Annotated in this window: 20 protein-coding genes; 14 read left to right on the top strand and 6 right to left on the bottom strand. The window is 66.0% G+C overall.

Features of this window, described 5'->3' with window-relative positions:
• Nucleotides 1-8: 8 nt before the first annotated feature.
• Entirely contained in the window at nt 9-338 is a 330-nt protein-coding gene (locus tag BLQ61_RS12315) for an ArsR/SmtB family transcription factor (RefSeq protein ID WP_091570704.1), read from the bottom strand.
• Nucleotides 339-1,126: 788 nt separating this feature from the next.
• On the opposite strand from BLQ61_RS12315, the gene BLQ61_RS12310 reads away from it, so the two are divergent.
• On the top strand, nt 1,127-1,441 hold the full coding sequence (locus tag BLQ61_RS12310; RefSeq protein WP_091570701.1) for a DUF736 domain-containing protein: 315 nt from the start codon (nt 1,127-1,129) through the stop codon (nt 1,439-1,441).
• A gap of 357 nt (nt 1,442-1,798) precedes the next feature.
• On the opposite strand, the gene BLQ61_RS12300 is transcribed toward BLQ61_RS12310, so the two are convergent.
• Nucleotides 1,799-2,092 (bottom strand): helix-turn-helix domain-containing protein, encoded by a 294-nt coding sequence (locus BLQ61_RS12300; protein ID WP_091570697.1) that lies wholly within the window; start codon nt 2,090-2,092, stop codon nt 1,799-1,801.
• Between the two features lie 223 nt (nt 2,093-2,315).
• Between BLQ61_RS12300 and BLQ61_RS12295 the strand changes: the two genes are divergently transcribed.
• From BLQ61_RS12295 to BLQ61_RS12280, 4 genes are all read left to right on the top strand, one after another.
• Nucleotides 2,316-2,663, top strand: a complete 348-nt coding sequence (locus BLQ61_RS12295; RefSeq protein ID WP_091570695.1) for a DUF2958 domain-containing protein — start codon at nt 2,316-2,318, stop codon at nt 2,661-2,663.
• A 343-nt stretch (nt 2,664-3,006) separates the two neighbouring features.
• On the top strand, nt 3,007-3,798 hold the full coding sequence (locus BLQ61_RS12290; RefSeq protein ID WP_091570961.1) for a DUF2285 domain-containing protein: 792 nt from the start codon (nt 3,007-3,009) through the stop codon (nt 3,796-3,798).
• 83 nt (nt 3,799-3,881) lie between these two features.
• Nucleotides 3,882-4,163 (top strand): helix-turn-helix transcriptional regulator, encoded by a 282-nt coding sequence (locus tag BLQ61_RS12285; protein ID WP_091570692.1) that lies wholly within the window; start codon nt 3,882-3,884, stop codon nt 4,161-4,163.
• 86 nt (nt 4,164-4,249) lie between these two features.
• Nucleotides 4,250-5,023 carry a replication initiator protein A gene (locus BLQ61_RS12280; RefSeq protein ID WP_245704051.1) on the top strand — a complete coding sequence of 258 codons (774 nt, stop codon included), beginning with the start codon at nt 4,250-4,252 and terminating at the stop codon, nt 5,021-5,023.
• A 141-nt stretch (nt 5,024-5,164) separates the two neighbouring features.
• On the opposite strand, the gene BLQ61_RS17385 is transcribed toward BLQ61_RS12280, so the two are convergent.
• The gene (locus BLQ61_RS17385) at nt 5,165-5,314 is read right to left on the bottom strand and encodes a hypothetical protein (protein WP_175488286.1); all 150 of its coding nucleotides are present in this window, start codon (nt 5,312-5,314) and stop codon (nt 5,165-5,167) included.
• Between BLQ61_RS17385 and parA the strand changes: the two genes are divergently transcribed.
• From parA to BLQ61_RS12240, 6 genes are all read left to right on the top strand, one after another.
• The gene (parA, locus tag BLQ61_RS12270) at nt 5,313-5,951 is read left to right on the top strand and encodes a ParA family partition ATPase (RefSeq protein ID WP_091570955.1); all 639 of its coding nucleotides are present in this window, start codon (nt 5,313-5,315) and stop codon (nt 5,949-5,951) included. The genes BLQ61_RS17385 and parA overlap by 2 nt on opposite strands.
• Nucleotides 5,948-6,220 carry a chromosome partitioning protein ParB gene (locus BLQ61_RS12265; RefSeq protein WP_091570958.1) on the top strand — a complete coding sequence of 91 codons (273 nt, stop codon included), beginning with the start codon at nt 5,948-5,950 and terminating at the stop codon, nt 6,218-6,220. The genes parA and BLQ61_RS12265 overlap by 4 nt, the downstream gene beginning before the upstream one ends.
• Nucleotides 6,217-6,756, top strand: a complete 540-nt coding sequence (locus tag BLQ61_RS12260) for a DUF2840 domain-containing protein (protein WP_091570687.1) — start codon at nt 6,217-6,219, stop codon at nt 6,754-6,756. The genes BLQ61_RS12265 and BLQ61_RS12260 overlap by 4 nt, the downstream gene beginning before the upstream one ends.
• Nucleotides 6,753-7,352 (top strand): S26 family signal peptidase, encoded by a 600-nt coding sequence (locus tag BLQ61_RS12255; RefSeq protein WP_091570684.1) that lies wholly within the window; start codon nt 6,753-6,755, stop codon nt 7,350-7,352. Before BLQ61_RS12260 ends, BLQ61_RS12255 begins: the two co-directional genes overlap by 4 nt.
• A gap of 424 nt (nt 7,353-7,776) precedes the next feature.
• Nucleotides 7,777-9,762, top strand: coding sequence for a relaxase/mobilization nuclease domain-containing protein (locus BLQ61_RS12245; RefSeq protein WP_091570680.1), 1,986 nt, complete (start codon nt 7,777-7,779; stop codon nt 9,760-9,762).
• A 167-nt stretch (nt 9,763-9,929) separates the two neighbouring features.
• Nucleotides 9,930-10,976: a DMT family transporter gene (locus BLQ61_RS12240; protein ID WP_091570678.1), complete on the top strand. Its 1,047-nt coding sequence runs from the start codon at nt 9,930-9,932 to the stop codon at nt 10,974-10,976.
• A gap of 98 nt (nt 10,977-11,074) precedes the next feature.
• Here the strand turns inward: BLQ61_RS12240 and BLQ61_RS12235 are convergent, their stop codons facing one another.
• Complete coding sequence (locus tag BLQ61_RS12235; protein WP_091570675.1) at nt 11,075-12,451, bottom strand: heavy metal sensor histidine kinase; 1,377 nt, start codon at nt 12,449-12,451, stop codon at nt 11,075-11,077.
• Complete coding sequence (locus BLQ61_RS12230) at nt 12,448-13,134, bottom strand: heavy metal response regulator transcription factor (RefSeq protein WP_091570673.1); 687 nt, start codon at nt 13,132-13,134, stop codon at nt 12,448-12,450. The genes BLQ61_RS12235 and BLQ61_RS12230 overlap by 4 nt, the downstream gene beginning before the upstream one ends.
• A gap of 159 nt (nt 13,135-13,293) precedes the next feature.
• Here BLQ61_RS12230 and BLQ61_RS12225 point away from each other — a divergent pair, with 159 nt between their 5' ends.
• Nucleotides 13,294-13,620, top strand: coding sequence for a DUF4148 domain-containing protein (locus BLQ61_RS12225; RefSeq protein WP_091570670.1), 327 nt, complete (start codon nt 13,294-13,296; stop codon nt 13,618-13,620).
• 2 nt (nt 13,621-13,622) lie between these two features.
• Nucleotides 13,623-13,883: a double zinc ribbon domain-containing protein gene (locus BLQ61_RS12220; RefSeq protein ID WP_091570668.1), complete on the top strand. Its 261-nt coding sequence runs from the start codon at nt 13,623-13,625 to the stop codon at nt 13,881-13,883.
• A 68-nt stretch (nt 13,884-13,951) separates the two neighbouring features.
• On the opposite strand, the gene BLQ61_RS12215 is transcribed toward BLQ61_RS12220, so the two are convergent.
• On the bottom strand, nt 13,952-15,916 hold the full coding sequence (locus BLQ61_RS12215) for a heavy metal translocating P-type ATPase (RefSeq protein WP_245704049.1): 1,965 nt from the start codon (nt 15,914-15,916) through the stop codon (nt 13,952-13,954).
• Between the two features lie 420 nt (nt 15,917-16,336).
• Here BLQ61_RS12215 and BLQ61_RS17620 point away from each other — a divergent pair, with 420 nt between their 5' ends.
• On the top strand, nt 16,337-16,480 hold the full coding sequence (locus tag BLQ61_RS17620; RefSeq protein WP_245704034.1) for a hypothetical protein: 144 nt from the start codon (nt 16,337-16,339) through the stop codon (nt 16,478-16,480).
• Nucleotides 16,481-16,516 lie beyond the last annotated feature (36 nt).

The raw sequence follows: 16,516 nt of genomic DNA, 5'->3' as shown, positions 1-16,516 counted from the left end.
TGATCCTTTCAGCAGGAGATACAGGCGGAGGAGGAATCGGTGACTTCGCACGCGTTGCCCTGGCAGCAGTGCTCGGTCAGGTAGCCGAGCAGCCCGTTCATTTGGGTGAAGTCGGCGCGGTAGATCAGGTTGCGGCCCTGCTGTTCGATGGTGACGAGGCCGGCGTGGGCCAGCTCCTTCAGGTGGAAGGAGAGCGCGTTGCGGGCCACGTCAAGTTGCTCGGCCAGCACGCTGGGCGTGAGCCCTTCGGGGCCGGCGATGACCAGGGCGCGGAACACGCGTAGGCGCTGGGTGTGGGCCAGTGCACCGAGGGCGGAAACAGCTTGGGCCTCGTTCATTATTCAATGATACAACAATCATTGAATAAAAGAAAGAATGGCCTACGTTGGATCAAGCCAGCACGCTTGAGAGGCTTGACTTCCAAGACAGTTGCTCACGCCTTCGCGTCTGCGGCGCTGCGCGCTTAGCTTGCCTCCAGGGGAAAGCCCTGCGGGCTATCCCCGCCGCGCACAGCTTGGCGCCCCTCGACACCGCCGAACCGGCATGCGCCGGATCGACCCGGCCAGCGCCCCGCTGCGGTGAGCGGGACGCTGGCGAACACGCCAGAGCTTGCTGCGGCAGGTTGTGCAAATGCGTGCCGTCCTCAACGCTGGCGGTTCCTGCCCATCACGTCCACGAAGGACGGTTCACGGACAACCCGCCCGGCATCGCTATGGAGCTTCCACGCTACGCCTCAAGACCAGCGCCGCAAGATGCGGCGGGGGCGTTCTCGTTTGTCGTCGGGTGGTTGACCTGGCCCGCGTCAGCGGACGAGCCGGAGCCGCCTTCATGCGGGGATGCCGAGTTGGCCCTATCTCCTTGCGGTGCGGTTCGGCCCAAGGCGTCCTTGTGTTGTTGTGAATCCTGGCGGTGGCGCGGCTGCGCCTCGGGCTTCATGGCTGCAACCGTCCGGCGAAAACAATTTCCCCTGCGCTGCGCGCATTCCTCGCGGGACAAATTCTTTTCGCCTCCCGGCTCTCCACTGCGTTGCGACCGCAAGCGGTGCAGCCAGCCCGTCCCCCGCCGGCCGGATCACAACAAGGACGCGATGGGCGCGAACCTTGTTCCACCGAAAGGAGAAATCATCATGGCCACCATCGGCACCTTCACCGCAGACAAAGACGGCTTCACCGGCACGCTTCGCACCCTGACGCTCAACGTCAAGGTCAAGCTGGTTCCCAACGACAAGGGCGACAACGAGAAGGCCCCCGATTTCCGCCTGCAGGCGGCGAGCCACGACATCGGCGCGGCGTGGAAGAAGACCAGCGAGGCCGGGCGGGAGTACATCTCCGTGACCCTCGACGATCCTTCGTTCCCGGCCACGGTCTACGCTCGCCTGATCGAAGGCGAGGACGGCACGCACGACCTGATCTGGTCGCGCAGCAAGCCCCAGGCGGCGTGACCGCCGCCCGCAGCGCCCCGCCACACGGCGGGGCGCTGCGCTGTTCGTTCGTCCCGAACGCGGCAGCAGCAGGCAGTGCCCTATAGCGGGCTGCGTTTCCCTGTCTCAGATTTGTGTCTGTGGCTGCTGTCAGGGCATGGCGTGTCGGCGCGGTGCGCCGCCGGGCTTTACGGGCTGCGCCCCGTGCCATCTTTGCCGTCACGGCCATCCGGCTCCAATTCCTCACGCCTTCGCGCCTGCGGCGCTGCGCGCTTCGCTTGCCTCCAGGGGAAAGCCCTGTGGGCTATCCCCGCCGCGCACAGCTTGGCGCCCCTCGATACCGCCGAACCGGCTGCGCCGGATCGGCACGGCCAGCGCCTACGGGTGGGCCGCTGCCGCGAGCTGGCTTTCGGCCTCGCTCATCAGCACGGCGGTGCTGCATTCGAGCGCGCCGGCGATCTTGAAGATGATCGCCAGCGTGGGCATGTGCTCGCCGCGCTCGACCTTGCCCATGTGCGAGCGCTCGATGCCGGCCAGGTGCGCCAGCGATTCCTGCGCTATGCCGCGTTCCGTCCGCAACGCGCGCACCGCCGCGCCGAAGGCTTGCGCCAACTCGGCATCGTAGGTGGTGGCGCCGGCCGGTCGGCCGCGCTGAATGGGTCGCTTCTGCATAGACAGAAGCGTCAAGTCGCAGCACAATTAAAACCACTTTATCTTTAACTCTTTCACCGACATCTCACTGTTTTGCGTTTTTACGGAAATCCGCATCCGTGCTTCCGCGGATTTGCACAAAGGCGCAAAGCCACGGAATCACAATCGTGCTTTTTCCGAAATCCTTCGATGCGGCTTTGCGTTTTCACGCTTGGGCGGATTTGTGAATTGGGGATAGGACACCATGAAGCCACTTATCACCGAGGACGAGCGCCAGCGTCTGCTGGCCCACGGCCAAGCCCGTGCCGACGGTCAGGCCGGCGACCCGCTGCCGGTGGTGCGCCTGTTTACCCCGGACGCACACCTCACTTGGCTGCTCGCTTCGCTCGATCCGGCCGACGGCGATACGGCCTACGGCCTGATCGACCTGGGCCTGGGGATGCCCGAGCTGGGCACCGTGAAGCTGTCCGACCTGGCATCCATCGTCGGGCCGCGCCAACAGCCCGTGATGCGGGATCGGTATTTCCAGGCGGCGCGGCCCCTGTCGGAATATGTCCGGCTGGCCCAGGAGAACGGCGGCATTGTCGATTAAGCCAATCGCGTTCCGGCGCAGCCGGGCGTATTGAGACTATTTCCGTCGGAATTCGGATTTGCCCGGTCTCAATTCGCACTCTTGCACCGAAACAGGGCATTTGAGACAAAAATGGCCACGATCTTTGGCGCGGGTTGCGGCACCTTGATTTGTGCCGCGTGACGTTTTTGGACTGCGCGGCCGTCGTATTCGGACGCATTGCGCAATACCCCGGAGCCAATCAGTCTTGACACTTGATGTTACAGTTTAAACAGATTCGGATGATGTTTTGATGTGGACGCGGTAGCTCCGTTCTTGAACGCCCGTGACGACGTTCCTGCTGTTCGACGGGAGCTTGGCAGTCATGGGCAATCCGCACCATCTTGCGCATTGGTATCCAACCGCCGCGTACCTCTACATCTTGTGCCTGGACACGCTCGCACTGGCCTGGGAGTATCTGCGCCGCCATCCCGACTACCGGCTCGACTGGCTGCGCCGCCAGCGCCGGCCGCAAGCGGCGCAACAGGCGGCGCTTCGCTGGGGCTTGCGTCTGCTGGAAGACCCGGCCCTGGATGCGCGCGACGCGCATCCGGCCTGGCTACCCGGCCACGATGCCGTGGTGCAGCTCCACCCCGACGCCGATCCGCCGCCCGATGCGGCGGCCTTCGCGTTCTGGCACATCCCTGGTTACAAACAACTGCTGCATGACGGCAAAGGGCTGGCGCTGATCGCGCGCAGCCCTGGCCATTGCGTGCGCTTCGCGCTGGCGCCCGGCCTGGAGGACGGCATGGCGGTCGCCTATGCCAATCGCGGAAATGGTGGTAGCGGCGCTGCCACGCCCGCACATGGACATGGGCTACCCAGTTCAGAGCTGGCCGCAGCCAAGCCCCGCCCGCCGCCCGCTGCGCTGCTGGAACTACACACCTTGCAGGCGCTCGACGCGACCCAGGCGGGCGCGTCCTTGCGCGAAGTCGCCGAGGGACTGTTTGGCACCGATGCCGTGGCGGCCGACTGGCATGCCGACGGCGACCTGCGCGCCCGCGTGCGTCGCCTGGTGCGGCGCGGCGATGCGCTGATGCGCGGCGGCTATCGCCGCCTAGCACAGCTCGCACCGCTTGAGAAGGGACGTTCTGCATCCACTGCAAAACGTCCCTGAGCAGGAGAGCTTTGTTTTCTGAGACTGCCTCCATCCGGTTGCGCTGTGCAGCCGGAGCTTCAAAACCGATGGAGGTTCACCCCATGCGCCCCGCTCCCTTGCAGCCTGCCGCCACTGCTTCGCCCGCTGCCGCACAGCCACAGCGTTATCTCACCAACGACGAAGCCGCCGAGTACCTGCGCCTGTCGCCGCGCACGCTGGAAAAGCAGCGCGTGATCGGCGGCGGCCCGCGCTTTCGCAAGTTCGGCCGGCGCGTCATGTACGCCGTGGCCGACCTCGATGCCTGGGCTGCGGATCGCAGCTTCGAGAGCACTTCTGATCCTGAATACGCCGAGCAACACGCGGCGGACAGTCGTGCGCGCTGATCGGCGGTGCGCGGGTGGCCTTCGCCCTGTCCAAACCTTCGCAAGAGCGCGAACAGCTCGATCTGTTCCGCGCCTTGCCGGGCGACATGGCGCCGCGCGACAGCCAGGACCTGATGGCCTTTCCGTTCTTCTCGCTGGCGAAGTCGCGGCGCACGGCACCGATCGACTTCCAGGCATCGAACGTCACGATCCGCGTGGAGGGCACGGCCGAGCACGGCATCGCAACGATCTGGGATGCGGACGTGCTGATCTGGGCGGCCTCGCAGATCGTGGAAGCACGCGACGCGGGCCTGCGCCCGTCGCGGCTGATGCAGGCCACGCCTTACGAAATCCTGCGCTTCATTGGGCGCGGTACGTCGCTGCGCGACTACCGGCGCCTCAAGGCGGCCCTGGATCGCCTGCAATCGACCACGGTGGCGACGTCGATCCGCGAGATGACTGGGCGGCGTCTGCATCGCTTCTCGTGGATCAACGAGTGGAAGGAGCTGGCCGATACCAAGGGCACGCCCTTGGGGTTGGAGATGATCTTGCCGGACTGGTTCTATGCCGGCGTAGTGGATGCCGCCCTGGTGTTGACCATCGACCCGGCGTATTTCCGCCTGACGGGCGGCATCGAGCGGTGGCTGTACCGGCTGGTGCGCAAGCACGGCGGCCGGCAGGAAGGCGGCTGGCAGTTCGATTTTCAACACCTGTACCGCAAATCGGGCAGTGTGGCGCGTTACTACGACTTTGCCGCCGACCTGCGGGCACTGGTGGCGCGGCAAGCTTTGCCGGGCTATCTGCTGGGCATCGACTCCGTGTCCGGTCTTTCCTCGCCGCTGCTCACGTTCAGGCCCGTGCCGTCGACGGCACGGGGATAACCGCGCCAAATCCTGTGGACGGGCTCGTGCTATCAGGCAACAGAGGTATCGTGCTATCAGGCAACGAATCCTCGTGCTATCAGGCAACAAAATCGGCCGCTAAGCCAATAACGGCGCGGGTTTCGGCCTCCCTTAACTTACCTAACTTAGATTCTCTAACTTGTAGTAGAGAAACGCCGTCGCGGTGGGCAACCGCCACGCGGCCACAAACGGCGGGCAAAACCCGCCACCAGAAAACCGTTTTTGCCAGTGCATCAAGGCAAGGCTTTCCAGCATGGAGAGCAAGGCCATGATCGTCGCGCTGCTCAACCAGAAAGGCGGCGTGGGCAAGACCACGCTCGCCACCCACATCGCCGGCGAGCTGGCGATGCGCGGCCAGCACGTCGTGCTGCTGGACGCCGATCCACAGGGTTCATCGCTGGACTGGACACAGCGCCGAAGCCAGCAAGGCTTGCCACGGCTATTCAGCGCCGTGGGCCTCGCACGCGAAACGCTGCATCAGGAAGCGCCAGAGCTCGCCAGGCGGGCCGATCACGTCGTGATCGATGGGCCGCCGCGCATCGCTGCCCTCGCGCGCTCCGCGCTGCTGGCGGCCGATCGCGTGCTGATCCCGGTGCAGCCCAGCCCCTACGACTTGTGGGCCAGTGCCGAGATGGTGGCGCTGATCCGCGAGGCGCAAGTCTTTCGGCCTGCGCTGCGCGCGGCCTTCGTCATCAACCGGCGCGTCAGTACCACCGTGATCGGGCGCGAAGCACGCCAGGCGCTCGCCGACCAGCCGCTTCCTGCGCTGCGCGCGGAAGTGCATCAGCGCATCGTGTTCGCCGACAGCGTGGCCGCTGGACGGCTCGCACGCGAGACGGCACCGGACAGCGCCGCCGCACGGGAAATCACCGCGCTCGTGGACGAACTGCTGCGGTGGACGACATGACCGCGAAGCTGCCACTTCGCGCAAAGCGCGTCGGCATCGGTGCGCGTCCGCCCGCGAATCCGCACGCCGAGGCGTGGATTCGCCAGGGCGATGCCGATGCGCTGGGCAAGGGCGACCTCTACACGGCCCGCCTCACCCTCGACATCACGCCCGCGCTGCGGGCGCGCATCAAGATCGCCGCCTTCGGCCAGGGCGTGACCGTGGCCGACCTGCTGCGCGGCCTGCTCGAACGGGAGTTTCCCGAGAACCACAGGGAGAACACACCATGACCGCATCCGCTTCGCCTGCCGCTGCCGCTGTCGCGGCCACGGCTGCACTGGCTGCGCCTATCGGCCAGCCTGCCAGCGCGCCGATGACGCGCGTGGCGCTGGCCTACATAGACCAGCGTTTCGACCTCTATCTGCGCTTCGGCGAGCCGGCGCGCATCGTGCGGCTCGACCGCTGGCGGCGCTGCGCCGTGTTCCTGCCGAACGCGGTCTTGTGCCGCATCCGCTGGCAGGCCAATGACTACGGCACGATCCGCTGGCAGCTCATGGTGATGCAAGCCTGCACACCGCTGGACGCGGCGCAGCGCATCCCCGGCGTGCAGCCGGGCGCACGCCTGCTGCTGCACGCCGAGGGCGACGGGCAAGTGCGCGCCGTGCTGGAACGCATCGACGCCATCGAGGCGCGCGGCATCGCACCGACCGATGCCTCGCCCGCGTACTGGCGCACGCTCGCCAACCGGCTCGCTGCACGCCTGCCGCTGCCCGACTACACCACCGAACGGCACGCCGCCTGGCTGGCCGGGAGGGTGCTGCCATGACCGCCGTTTCCACTGGCGGCACCGCGCCGCGTCCTCGCTCGCGCCTGCGCGCTCGCATCGTGCTTGCGGGCCTCGCCGCCTGCGGCCTCGCTGCGCTGGCCTGGGCGTCCTTCGTGCATCCATTCCCGCGCCTGATCTACAACCCGTCCGACAGCGTTCCCGTGGGCTGGTATCGCGTCGATCCGCTGCGCCATCGGCCCGGCTCGCCGCCACGTTCGCTGCCACCGTCATTGCGCGTGGGCAGCATCGTCCTGGCCTCGCTGCCGCCAGATGCCGCCGCGTTGGCCGCGCGACGCGGCTACCTGCCGACGGGCGTTCCGCTGCTCAAGCGCGTGGGGGCCGTCGCGCCGCAGGAGGTGTGCATCGCTGGTGGCATCGTCCGCATCGACGGCGTGCCTTCGGCCGCCGTGCTGCGCGCCGACCGCTGGGGCCGGCCGCTGCCATCCTGGCAGCAGTGCCGCCGCCTCGAACCGGGTGAGCTGTTCCTGTTGAGCGTGACCAACCCGGCATCGTTCGATGGCCGGTACTTCGGGCCGGTGCGCGCGTCCGCCGTGATTGGCATCGCGCACCCGGTCTGGCTGGAGAAGCGCCCATGAGCGTCGCCGATTCGCTGCGCATCATCGTGCTATCGGGCGTGCCGATCCGGTGGCTTTCCGCATGTCGTTGCGCGTGCAGTGCGAGCGCATCCGCGCTGCACTTCGCGCTGCCTTTCCATGTGCAGGCGTCTTGCCTCGAACGCTGCCGGCCTATGGCCGTCGCCGCGTTCGCCGGCGCGCTGGCTGCTCACGCAGCAGCGCCGCCGGGCCGCCGCTGCCCGGAGCGACAGCGAGGGGCAAAGGCGGAAGGCAAGACAAAAGGACGCGGCACCGGGCCGCGTCGAAAGCCAGTCTGCACGTGGGGTTGGCGCAGCACGGAGCGGCTTCGCCGCTGTGCCGCGTGTGGCGCGAGGCCCGCGCTAGTACGGGCATATCCGCGTGCTTCGCACGACAGGACACGCCAGAGCTTGCAGGGAGCGCGGCCATGACCGACCGCCGCGACGACGATTTCCGCGTGCGCCCCAGCGCCCCGAAGAACCGGGGCAAGGGCCAGGGGCAGAGCTTCGTTTCCAAGGTGCTCAAGCAGGCGGGCAAGGCCAGCAGCGGTAAGTCCGCGGTACGCCGTCCGGCATCGGCGCGCGGCACCGGCCAGCGGCCCGGCTCGCGCCTCGGGCGCGGCCACACGGCAGCGCGCTTCGCGGGTGCGAAGCTGGCGCCCATGTCGCGGCGCGCGACCATCAAGACCTTGCTGGTGAATCACCAGCGGGCCAGCCCGCAGTCGCTCACCAAGCACCTGCGCTACATCGAGCGCGATGGCGTGGGCCGTGACGGCGAGCCGGGCCAAGCCTACGGGCCGCAGACCGACACCGCCGACCTCAATGCCTTCAAGGAACGCTGCGCCGACGACCGGCACCATTTCCGCTTCATCCTCTCGCCCGAGGATGGCGCGGAGCTGGAAGACCTGCGCACCTACACGCGGCACCTCATGGGCCGCATGGAGGCCGACCTGGGCACGGGCCTCGATTGGGTGGCGGTCAACCACTGGAACACCGACAACCCGCACACGCACATCGTCGTGCGCGGGTGCGACGACACCGGCAAAGACCTCATCATCGCGGGCGACTACATCGCCGATGGCTTCCGCCACCGTGCCGCCGAGCTGGCGACCGAGTGGCTGGGGCCGCGCACCGAGCTAGAGATCCAGCAGACGTTGCAGCGCGAGGTGGAGCAAGAGCGGTGGACGAGCCTGGATCGCACCTTGAAGCGCGAGGCCGGCGACGATGGCCTGGTGCATGTCGAACGGCTCAACGAACCCCGGCTGCAACGCCAGCGCCTGCTGCTGATCGGCCGCCTGCAACGCTTGCAGCGCCTGGGCCTGGCCGATGAGACGCAGCCCGGCACCTGGGCCGTCCATGCCGATGCGGAAAAGACCCTGCGCGCCTTGGGTGAGCGTGGCGACATCATCCGCACCATGCAGCGGGCCATGCGCGGCGAGCCGCGCGAGCTGGCGGTGTTCGAGCCGGGCGACGATGGCCGAACCATTCTCGGCCGCGTGGCCGCGAAGGGGCTGGCCGACGAGCTGCGCGACCGGGGCTATCTGGTCATCGACGGCGTGGACGGCAAGGCGCACTACATCGCGCTCAACGCCCGCGACGAGCTGGCGAACTATCCCACCGGCGCCGTGGTGGAGGTGACGGGGTCGGCCGACGTGCGCGCCGCCGACAGGAACATCGCTGCGCTGGCGAGCGGTGGCCTGTACCGCACCGACCATCACCTGGCCGTCGCGCAGGGTCAGGCCGTACCGGGCCGTGATCCGCAGGAAGTCGTTGCAGCCCACGTCCGCCGGCTGGAAGCCCTGCGCCGGGCCGGCATCGTGGAGCGCGTGGCGGAGGGGCTATGGAAGGTGCCGGGCGACCTGCCCGAGCAGGGCCGCCGCTACGAAGCGCAGCGCCTGGGCGGCGTGGCCGTGGAGCTGAAATCGCACCTGCCCCTCGAGCGACAGGCCCGCGTGATCGGGGCCACCTGGCTCGACCAGCAGTTGATTGGCGGCGGTTCCGGTTTGGGCGACCTGGGCTTTGGCGCAGAGGCCAAGCAGGCGATGCAGCAGCGTGCCGACTTCCTGGCCGAACAGGGGCTGGCCGAGCGGCGCGGGCAGCGCGTGATCCTGGCGCGCAACCTGCTCGGCACGCTGCGCAATCGGGAACTGGTGCAGGCCGCCAAGGACATCGCTGCGGAAACGGGGCTGGAGCATCGTCCGGGAACCGACGGCCAACGCGTGGCCGGCATCTACCGGCGCAGCGTCATGCTCGCCAGCGGGCGCTACGCCATGCTCGATGACGGCATGGGGTTTACTCTGGTGCCGTGGAAGCCGGTGATTGAGCAGAGGCTAGGGCAGCCACTTGCAGCCACGATCCGCAGCGGTGGAGTGTCCTGGGAGATTGGGCGCAGTCCAAAGCTATCCTTGAGCTAGCAGCGCAATCGTCCGCAATACAGTACCTATGGCAGGGTTCCGAAATGGGTACTGGAGCGATCGAGTAGATGGACGGACACCCTTCAACTTATCGGCGCCATCCAGAAAATCACTTTGCAATCAGTGGCCGTGGCATATCGCCATGAGGCACACAATATGGTTCATCCATGAACATCAGTGTTTTCCATGCCCTGCTGGCAGCGGCCCTGTTTGGCGCCAGCACGCCGCTGGCCAAGCTGCTGGTGGGCTCGGTTTCACCTGTGCTGCTCGGCGGCCTGCTTTATCTGGGCAGTGGCATCGGTCTGACTGCCATCCGGCTTGTGCGGGATCGGGGTTGGGTGGGTTCGGGCCTTGGGCGCGGCGAGTGGCCGTGGCTGCTGGGGGCAATTTTCTTCGGAGGCATCCTGGGTCCGGTCGCGCTGATGTTCGGACTGGTGCACACCAAAGCGTCCGACGCTTCGCTTCTGCTCAACCTTGAGTCCGTCCTGACCGCCGTGCTGGCCTGGACGGTGTTCAAGGAGAACGCCGATCGCCGCATCATTGTCGGCATGGCCGTCATCGTGCTCGGCGGGGTTCTCCTGTCCTGGCCAGATCAACGCGTGGCAGCAAGCGGGAATTGGCTTGGGCCTGGGACCATCGCGCTGGCATGCCTGTGCTGGGCCATCGACAACAACCTGACACGCAAGGTTTCGACCACGGACGCCTTGTTCGTTGCTGGGGCCAAGGGCTTGATCGCAGGGCTTATGAATTGCGCTGTGGCGCTGTGGATGGGGACGGCGCTTCCTGCCTGGGGCACCGTGGCTTCGGCCATGGTCGTCGGCTGGCTCGGCTACGGCATCAGCCTGGTGCTGTTCGTGATGGCGCTGCGCGGCCTTGGGACAGCGCGCACGGGGGCCTATTTTTCCACAGCTCCGTTCGTCGGAGCAGCGGTAGCTCTGGTCTTTTTGCGTGAAGCCCCATCGCTACTGTTCTGGCCCGCGTGCGCACTGATGGGCGCGGGTGTCTGGCTGCATCTGACCGAGCGCCACGTGCACCTGCACACGCACGAGCCGCTGGAGCACAGCCATCGCCACGTGCACGACGAGCACCATTTACACGAGCATGACCCAGATTGCGATGAGCGCGAGCCGCACACGCACTGGCACCGTCATCAGTCGATCACCCATAGCCACCCGCACTTTCCGGACATCCACCATCGGCATCCGCATGGGTAACGAGGTGGCTGCGTCGAGGGGTATCGGGGGTTTTTGTCAGCAAATTGTTTGCCAGGGTTCGCAGTTCATGCCACTCCAGATCGACCATCGCACCCACTTCATTGCCGAACTGTTTTCCGATTGATCGGGGCGTCTCGCCTGCCATCGCTCAGCATGCTGAAGCCAATCGTCGTCATACCGTCTTTCGAGTCGGCCCGTGGCTCACCGCCATGCATGCGCGCAATAGCTGCGACGATCGCCAGGCCGAGCCCATGGTTGCGCACGGCGTCGCTGCGAGAGGGGTCGGCCCGGTAGAAACGGTCAAACAGGCGTGGCAGGTGCTCTGGAGCAATGTTGTCGCCCCGATTGGTGACCAGCAGGTGCACCTGGCCATCGAGTTCCTGTATTTCCACCCGGACAGTGGTTCGTGGCTGCGCATACCGTGTTGTGTTGGACAGCAGGTTGGAGAGTGCACGCTGCAGCAATGCATCGTCAAACTCCCCTTGCGCGTCGCCAGCAATTTCCAAGCGCAGCTCTGCATCGGCCAGACCTGCCTCGTGATAGTCGGCGATTTTTTGTGCCAATGCGGCAAGGCTACCCAATGGTTTGCGGCGCGCAAGCGCACCCCGATCGGCCCGGGACAAGAACAACATGTCTTGCACGATATCGGAAATGCGGTGCAAGTCCTCCAGGTTCGAACCCAGAACATCGCGTAGCTCTTCGGTACCTCGGGCCTTGCGCAACGCCAGCTCTGTGCCACTGATCAAGGTAGCCAAAGGCGTACAAAGTTCGTGCGCGACATCTGCATTGAATCCTTCCATCTGGTCGTAGGCACGTTCAAGGCGCGCAAGCAGCGCGTTGAACTGCTCCACCAGCGGCTTCAACTCCTCGGGTTGCGCCGATCCATCGAGTCTCTTGTGCAAGGTGCCTGCAGCCAGTTGCCGTGTTTGTGCAACCAAGTCGCGCACTGGCCGCAGTCCACGCTTTACGAGGGCATATCCGCCGGCCGATATCACCGCTACTCCAACCAGGGCTGCTGCCAACAACGTCACGCTAATACGAGACAGAAGGAGGCGATCGTCACGCGTATCCAGTCTCAGTTCGGCATACAGGGGCGCACTGTCGATGGTGGGCACGGCTACGGCAAACTTCAGGGTGCGTAGATACGTGACCTCATGGTTCGGCGCTGTCGCTGCTGCGCCATAAAACGCAGTGCCGTCGGCGCGCCGCAGCGCCAGCGTCATGTCCTGGTGACCAATCAAGAAATCATCGAGCCTGTGTCTCAATGCCTTTGCATCCGACATGTCCGCTTCGTCGGCCAATAGATGGCGTACCTGCATCTCCTTGTCTGCAAGCGCCTTGCCCTGGCGCGCATCAAACGCCAGAAGAGTGGTGACATAGACAGCCACGCACACCGCAGCCAGGCCTGCCAGGCTTTGCACTGCAAGCCACAGCGACAGGCGACGGCCCAGTGAGCGTATGGGAGGGCGGGTCACTCTGCTCGCGCCTCCAGCACATAACCCATGCCGCGTACCGTATGGAGCAATGGCCGACCGAACGGCGTGTCCATTTTTGTGCGCAGGCGCCGTATTGCCACGTCAATCACGTTCGTGCCATGGTCAAAATTGACGTCCCATACCTGCTCCGCGATTTCGGCGCGTGACAGCACCTCGCCTTGCCTGCGCAGCAGCAGGGACAGCAGCTGAAATTCCTTAGCTGTTAGGTCAAGCCGTTTGCCAGCCCGCTCCACACGCCGGCGTACCAGATCCATGTGCAGATTGTCTATCGTCAGTGTCAGGGCTTCATGACTTGCCGGGAATGGGTGGGAGCGCTTGAGCAGTACCTCGATCCGCGCCACCAGTTCGGTGAATGCAAAGGGTTTGACCAGATAGTCATCCGCCCCGGCCTTCAGGCCGCGCACCCGGTCTTCGACGCGCACGCGCGCCGTCAGCATCAATACGGGTGTTTGTTTGGATTGCCGCAGTGCGGCCAGCACGCCCATGCCGTCAATGCCCGGCAGCATGCCATCCAGGACGATCAGGTCATACGCGCCTTCCATCGCCATGTGCAAACCATCCACACCGTTGTGCGCCACCTCCACAACATAACCCTCCTCGGCCAGGCCTTTGCGCAGGTATTCGGCCAGCTTGACCTCGTCTTCAACGATCAACAACTTCATGCGTCGGTTTCCACATTGAAGCGCAGTGCATGTGACAGAACTGTCATGCAAAGGACCTCGTTCTATTGGGGAGTGTTTTCTACAGTTGCCTCATGCCGATGGGCATGCATCGCGGCTTTGCAGCAAGTCCACACATTGAAGTTGATAGGAGTGTGTTCCATGACCCGTAAATTCTGTACTCTGCTCATCCTCGCCGGGCTTACGGCAGTTCCCGCCTTGTCGCAAGCCAACTCCATCTGGCATGACGGACCTGGGGAGTCGGTTCGATATGTTCCTGAGCATTGGAGCTCTACAAAAACGCGCGCCGACGTCCTTGCGGAACTGGATGCCGCCAAGGCGGACGGCACGCTGTCGCTGATCCAGCGCGGGTTGCCGGTGCCCGTGAAGAGTACGGAAGCTCCCAAGACACGCCAGCAGGTCATCGATGAGCTGCACAATGAGTCGCCGCAGGCGCGAAGCGCTCGTGCGGAACTGCTCCGCAACTGACCATGGGCATCCTCGACAGGCTCTTGGGTGGCCATCACGGTGGTGGCCACCATGGGCGCACTGAGCACCATGGCGGCAGGGTGTCCGCCACGCCGGATGCGCAGGGCGTCCCATGCGCACACTGCAAGGCCTGGAATGCCATTGAGGCGCGGTTCTGCCAGCAATGCGGTAAACCTATGGCGCCCTCGGCGTGTGCCCGGTGCGGATCTGCGTTGCAAGGCGATGCAAAATTTTGCCCCCAATGCGGGACGGGGGTTGCCTGAACCATGGCCCATGCGCGCCGCGCCTGGCGGCGGGTAAGGCCTGGCAAGGCGCGGCTGCCCTACGACCTTCATGCTGCTTCCCGGCCCTGCGGCATGCTCGCCGTGGTGTCGCGGTAGGCCAGCAGCCGTAGCGCGTTGAAGACGACCAGCAGCGTCGAGCCTTCATGCACGGCCACTGCGGCCCCGATGCCCAGGCCCATGATCGTCGCGGGCACCAATACCGCCACGATGCCCAGGCTGACAAACACGTTCTGGCGGATGACTCTCCGGGTATGCCGACTCAGGCCCACGGCGAATGGCAGGTGCCGCAGGTCGTCGGCCATCAGGGCCACGTCCGCCGTTTCCAGCGCCACGTCCGATCCGGCGGCACCCATGGCGATGCCGACCGTCGCGTTGGCCATCGCGGGGGCGTCGTTAACGCCATCACCGACCATCGCCACCTTGGTTTCCTGGCGCAATCTGCGGATCGCCTCCACCTTGTCCTCGGGCATCAGGTCGCCCCAGGCCTCGTTGAGGCCCACCTCGGCGGCCACCGCTTCTGCCACCTTTTGGTGATCACCCGAAATCATGATCATGCGTTGGATGCCCAGCTCGCGCAGTGCCTGCAGCGCCTCGCGCGCGCCGGCGCGCGGCGTGTCCAGCAGACCGATTGCGCCCAGGTCACGCGCACCCAGGCGCACCACCATGGTGGTGCGGCCGCGCTCGCGCAGGCCCTCGACGGCGGCCTGGGCGGCGGCGCCCAGTGCCGGCACATCGGCGACGTCGAACATCTCGGCCTTGCCTATCCACACCGTTTCGCCCGCCAGCCTAGCCGTGACGCCGCGGCCTATCAGGTTCTGTAAGCCATCGGCGACCGGCTCCGCCCGGCCCGCCAGGCGCTTGCGCCCGTCGCGCGCAATCGCGGCTGCCAACGGGTGATCGCTGAGCGACTCAACGGCCACCGCCACGGCCAGCAGTTCCTCATCGCTCGCACCATCAACCGCCACCACATCGGTGATGCGCGGACGCCCCTCGGTCAGGGTGCCGGTCTTGTCGAACGCCATCGCGTCGAGCGAGCCCAGTTCCTCCAGCGGCGCACCGCCCTTGATCAACACGCCGCCGCGCGCTGCCCGTGCAATGCCCGACAGCACCGCGCTGGGCGTGGCGATGGCCAGCGCGCAAGGGCTGGCCGCCACCAGCACGGCCATCGCGCGGTAGAAGCTGTCGCGAAACGGCTCGTCAATCACCACCCAGGCGAACAGCAGCACAAACGTCAGGCCCAGCACCGCGGGCACAAAGATGCGCTCGAACTTTTCGGTAAAGCGCTGGGTGGGCGACTGCCGCGTCTCGGCCTCGCTGACCATCTTGACCACCCGCGCCAGCGCGGAGTCGGTAGAGCGGCGCGTCACCTCGACTTCCAGGCCGCCCGCGCCGTTGATGGTGCCAGCGAACACGCGCGCGGCGGACTCCACACCATCGGGCCGGGCGCGCGCCAATGCCGCATCCTCCACCGGGCGCTTGTCCACCGGAATGCTCTCGCCAGTCACCGGCGCCTGGTTGATCGCCGAGCTGCCCTGCACGATGAAGCCGTCGGCCGGCAGGCGCTCGTTCGGCCGCACCAGCACGATATCGCCGACGCGCAGTTCCTCCACCGGAATTTCGTGCGTCTGGCCGTCGCGCCGCACCGTTGCGGTGTCCGGCGCCAGTTCCGCGAGGGCCTCAATGGCGCGCTTGGCGCGGCCCATTGCATAGTGCTCCAGCGCATGGCCGAGGCTGAACAGGAACAGTAGCAGCGCACCCTCGGCCCAGGAGCCCAGGGCCGCAGCGCCGGCCGCCGCCACCAGCATCAGGGCGTCAATCTCAAAACGCCTGAGCCTCAGGTTGTCTAGCGCCTCGCGCAGCGTGAAAAAACCACCGAAGCCATAGGCCAGGGCGAAGCAGGCCCATGGCAGCCAGCCGGGGGCCCCAGCCACCAGCTTCTCTATCAGCACTCCCAGGCCCAATAGCGCGCCGCAGCTCAGCGCAAAGATCATTTCGGTATTGGGGCCGAGCATGCCGCCATGTGCGTGCCCATGGCCGTCCGGCTCGCCCGGCGCATGCCAATGCCCCGGCTTGCCATGGCCTGGCGTTGCTACTTCATGCGCCGCCTCTGTCTGCGGCCACACGCTCCAATCGGCCAGGGAGGCGAGGATGGATTGCTCCGAAGTCAGTTGGCGGTCGAAGTCCACATGCACCTGCCCCGCCGCGCTGGCCTCGGCCTCCAGTACACCGGGCAGGCCGCGCAGCTGCTCTGCCACCGTGCGGGCCCGGCGTGCATGACCGATGCCGTCAACCTGCCACAGCGCGTGCCCAAAGCGCTCGGCAATACGCGCGCCGGCCGCCTCGACGATTTCGCGGATGCGTGCCAGTGGCAGCGCCTGTGGGTCGTAATGGACGCACAGTTGAGCCGAAGCCCCGACCTCGGCGGCGCACACATGCACCGCATCGATGCCCTCGCGGCCCTGCAAATCCTCGACCAGGCGCTTGACGCAGATGTCCTCGGCGGCGTCTATCTGTGGCAACACAAGGGGAATATCCAGGCGGAATTTGGTGGTCATGGTGGTGATGGCAGGTCATGAATGGAGATGGGCGGTAGGCTGCACCTGGCATGACCA

The sequence above is a fragment of the Oryzisolibacter propanilivorax genome, from assembly GCF_900103645.1.
GTDB classification, from domain to species: domain Bacteria; phylum Pseudomonadota; class Gammaproteobacteria; order Burkholderiales; family Burkholderiaceae_C; genus Melaminivora; species Melaminivora propanilivorax.
The sequence above is the reverse complement of the archived record's forward strand: the minus strand, read 5'-3'. Positions and strand labels throughout refer to the sequence as shown.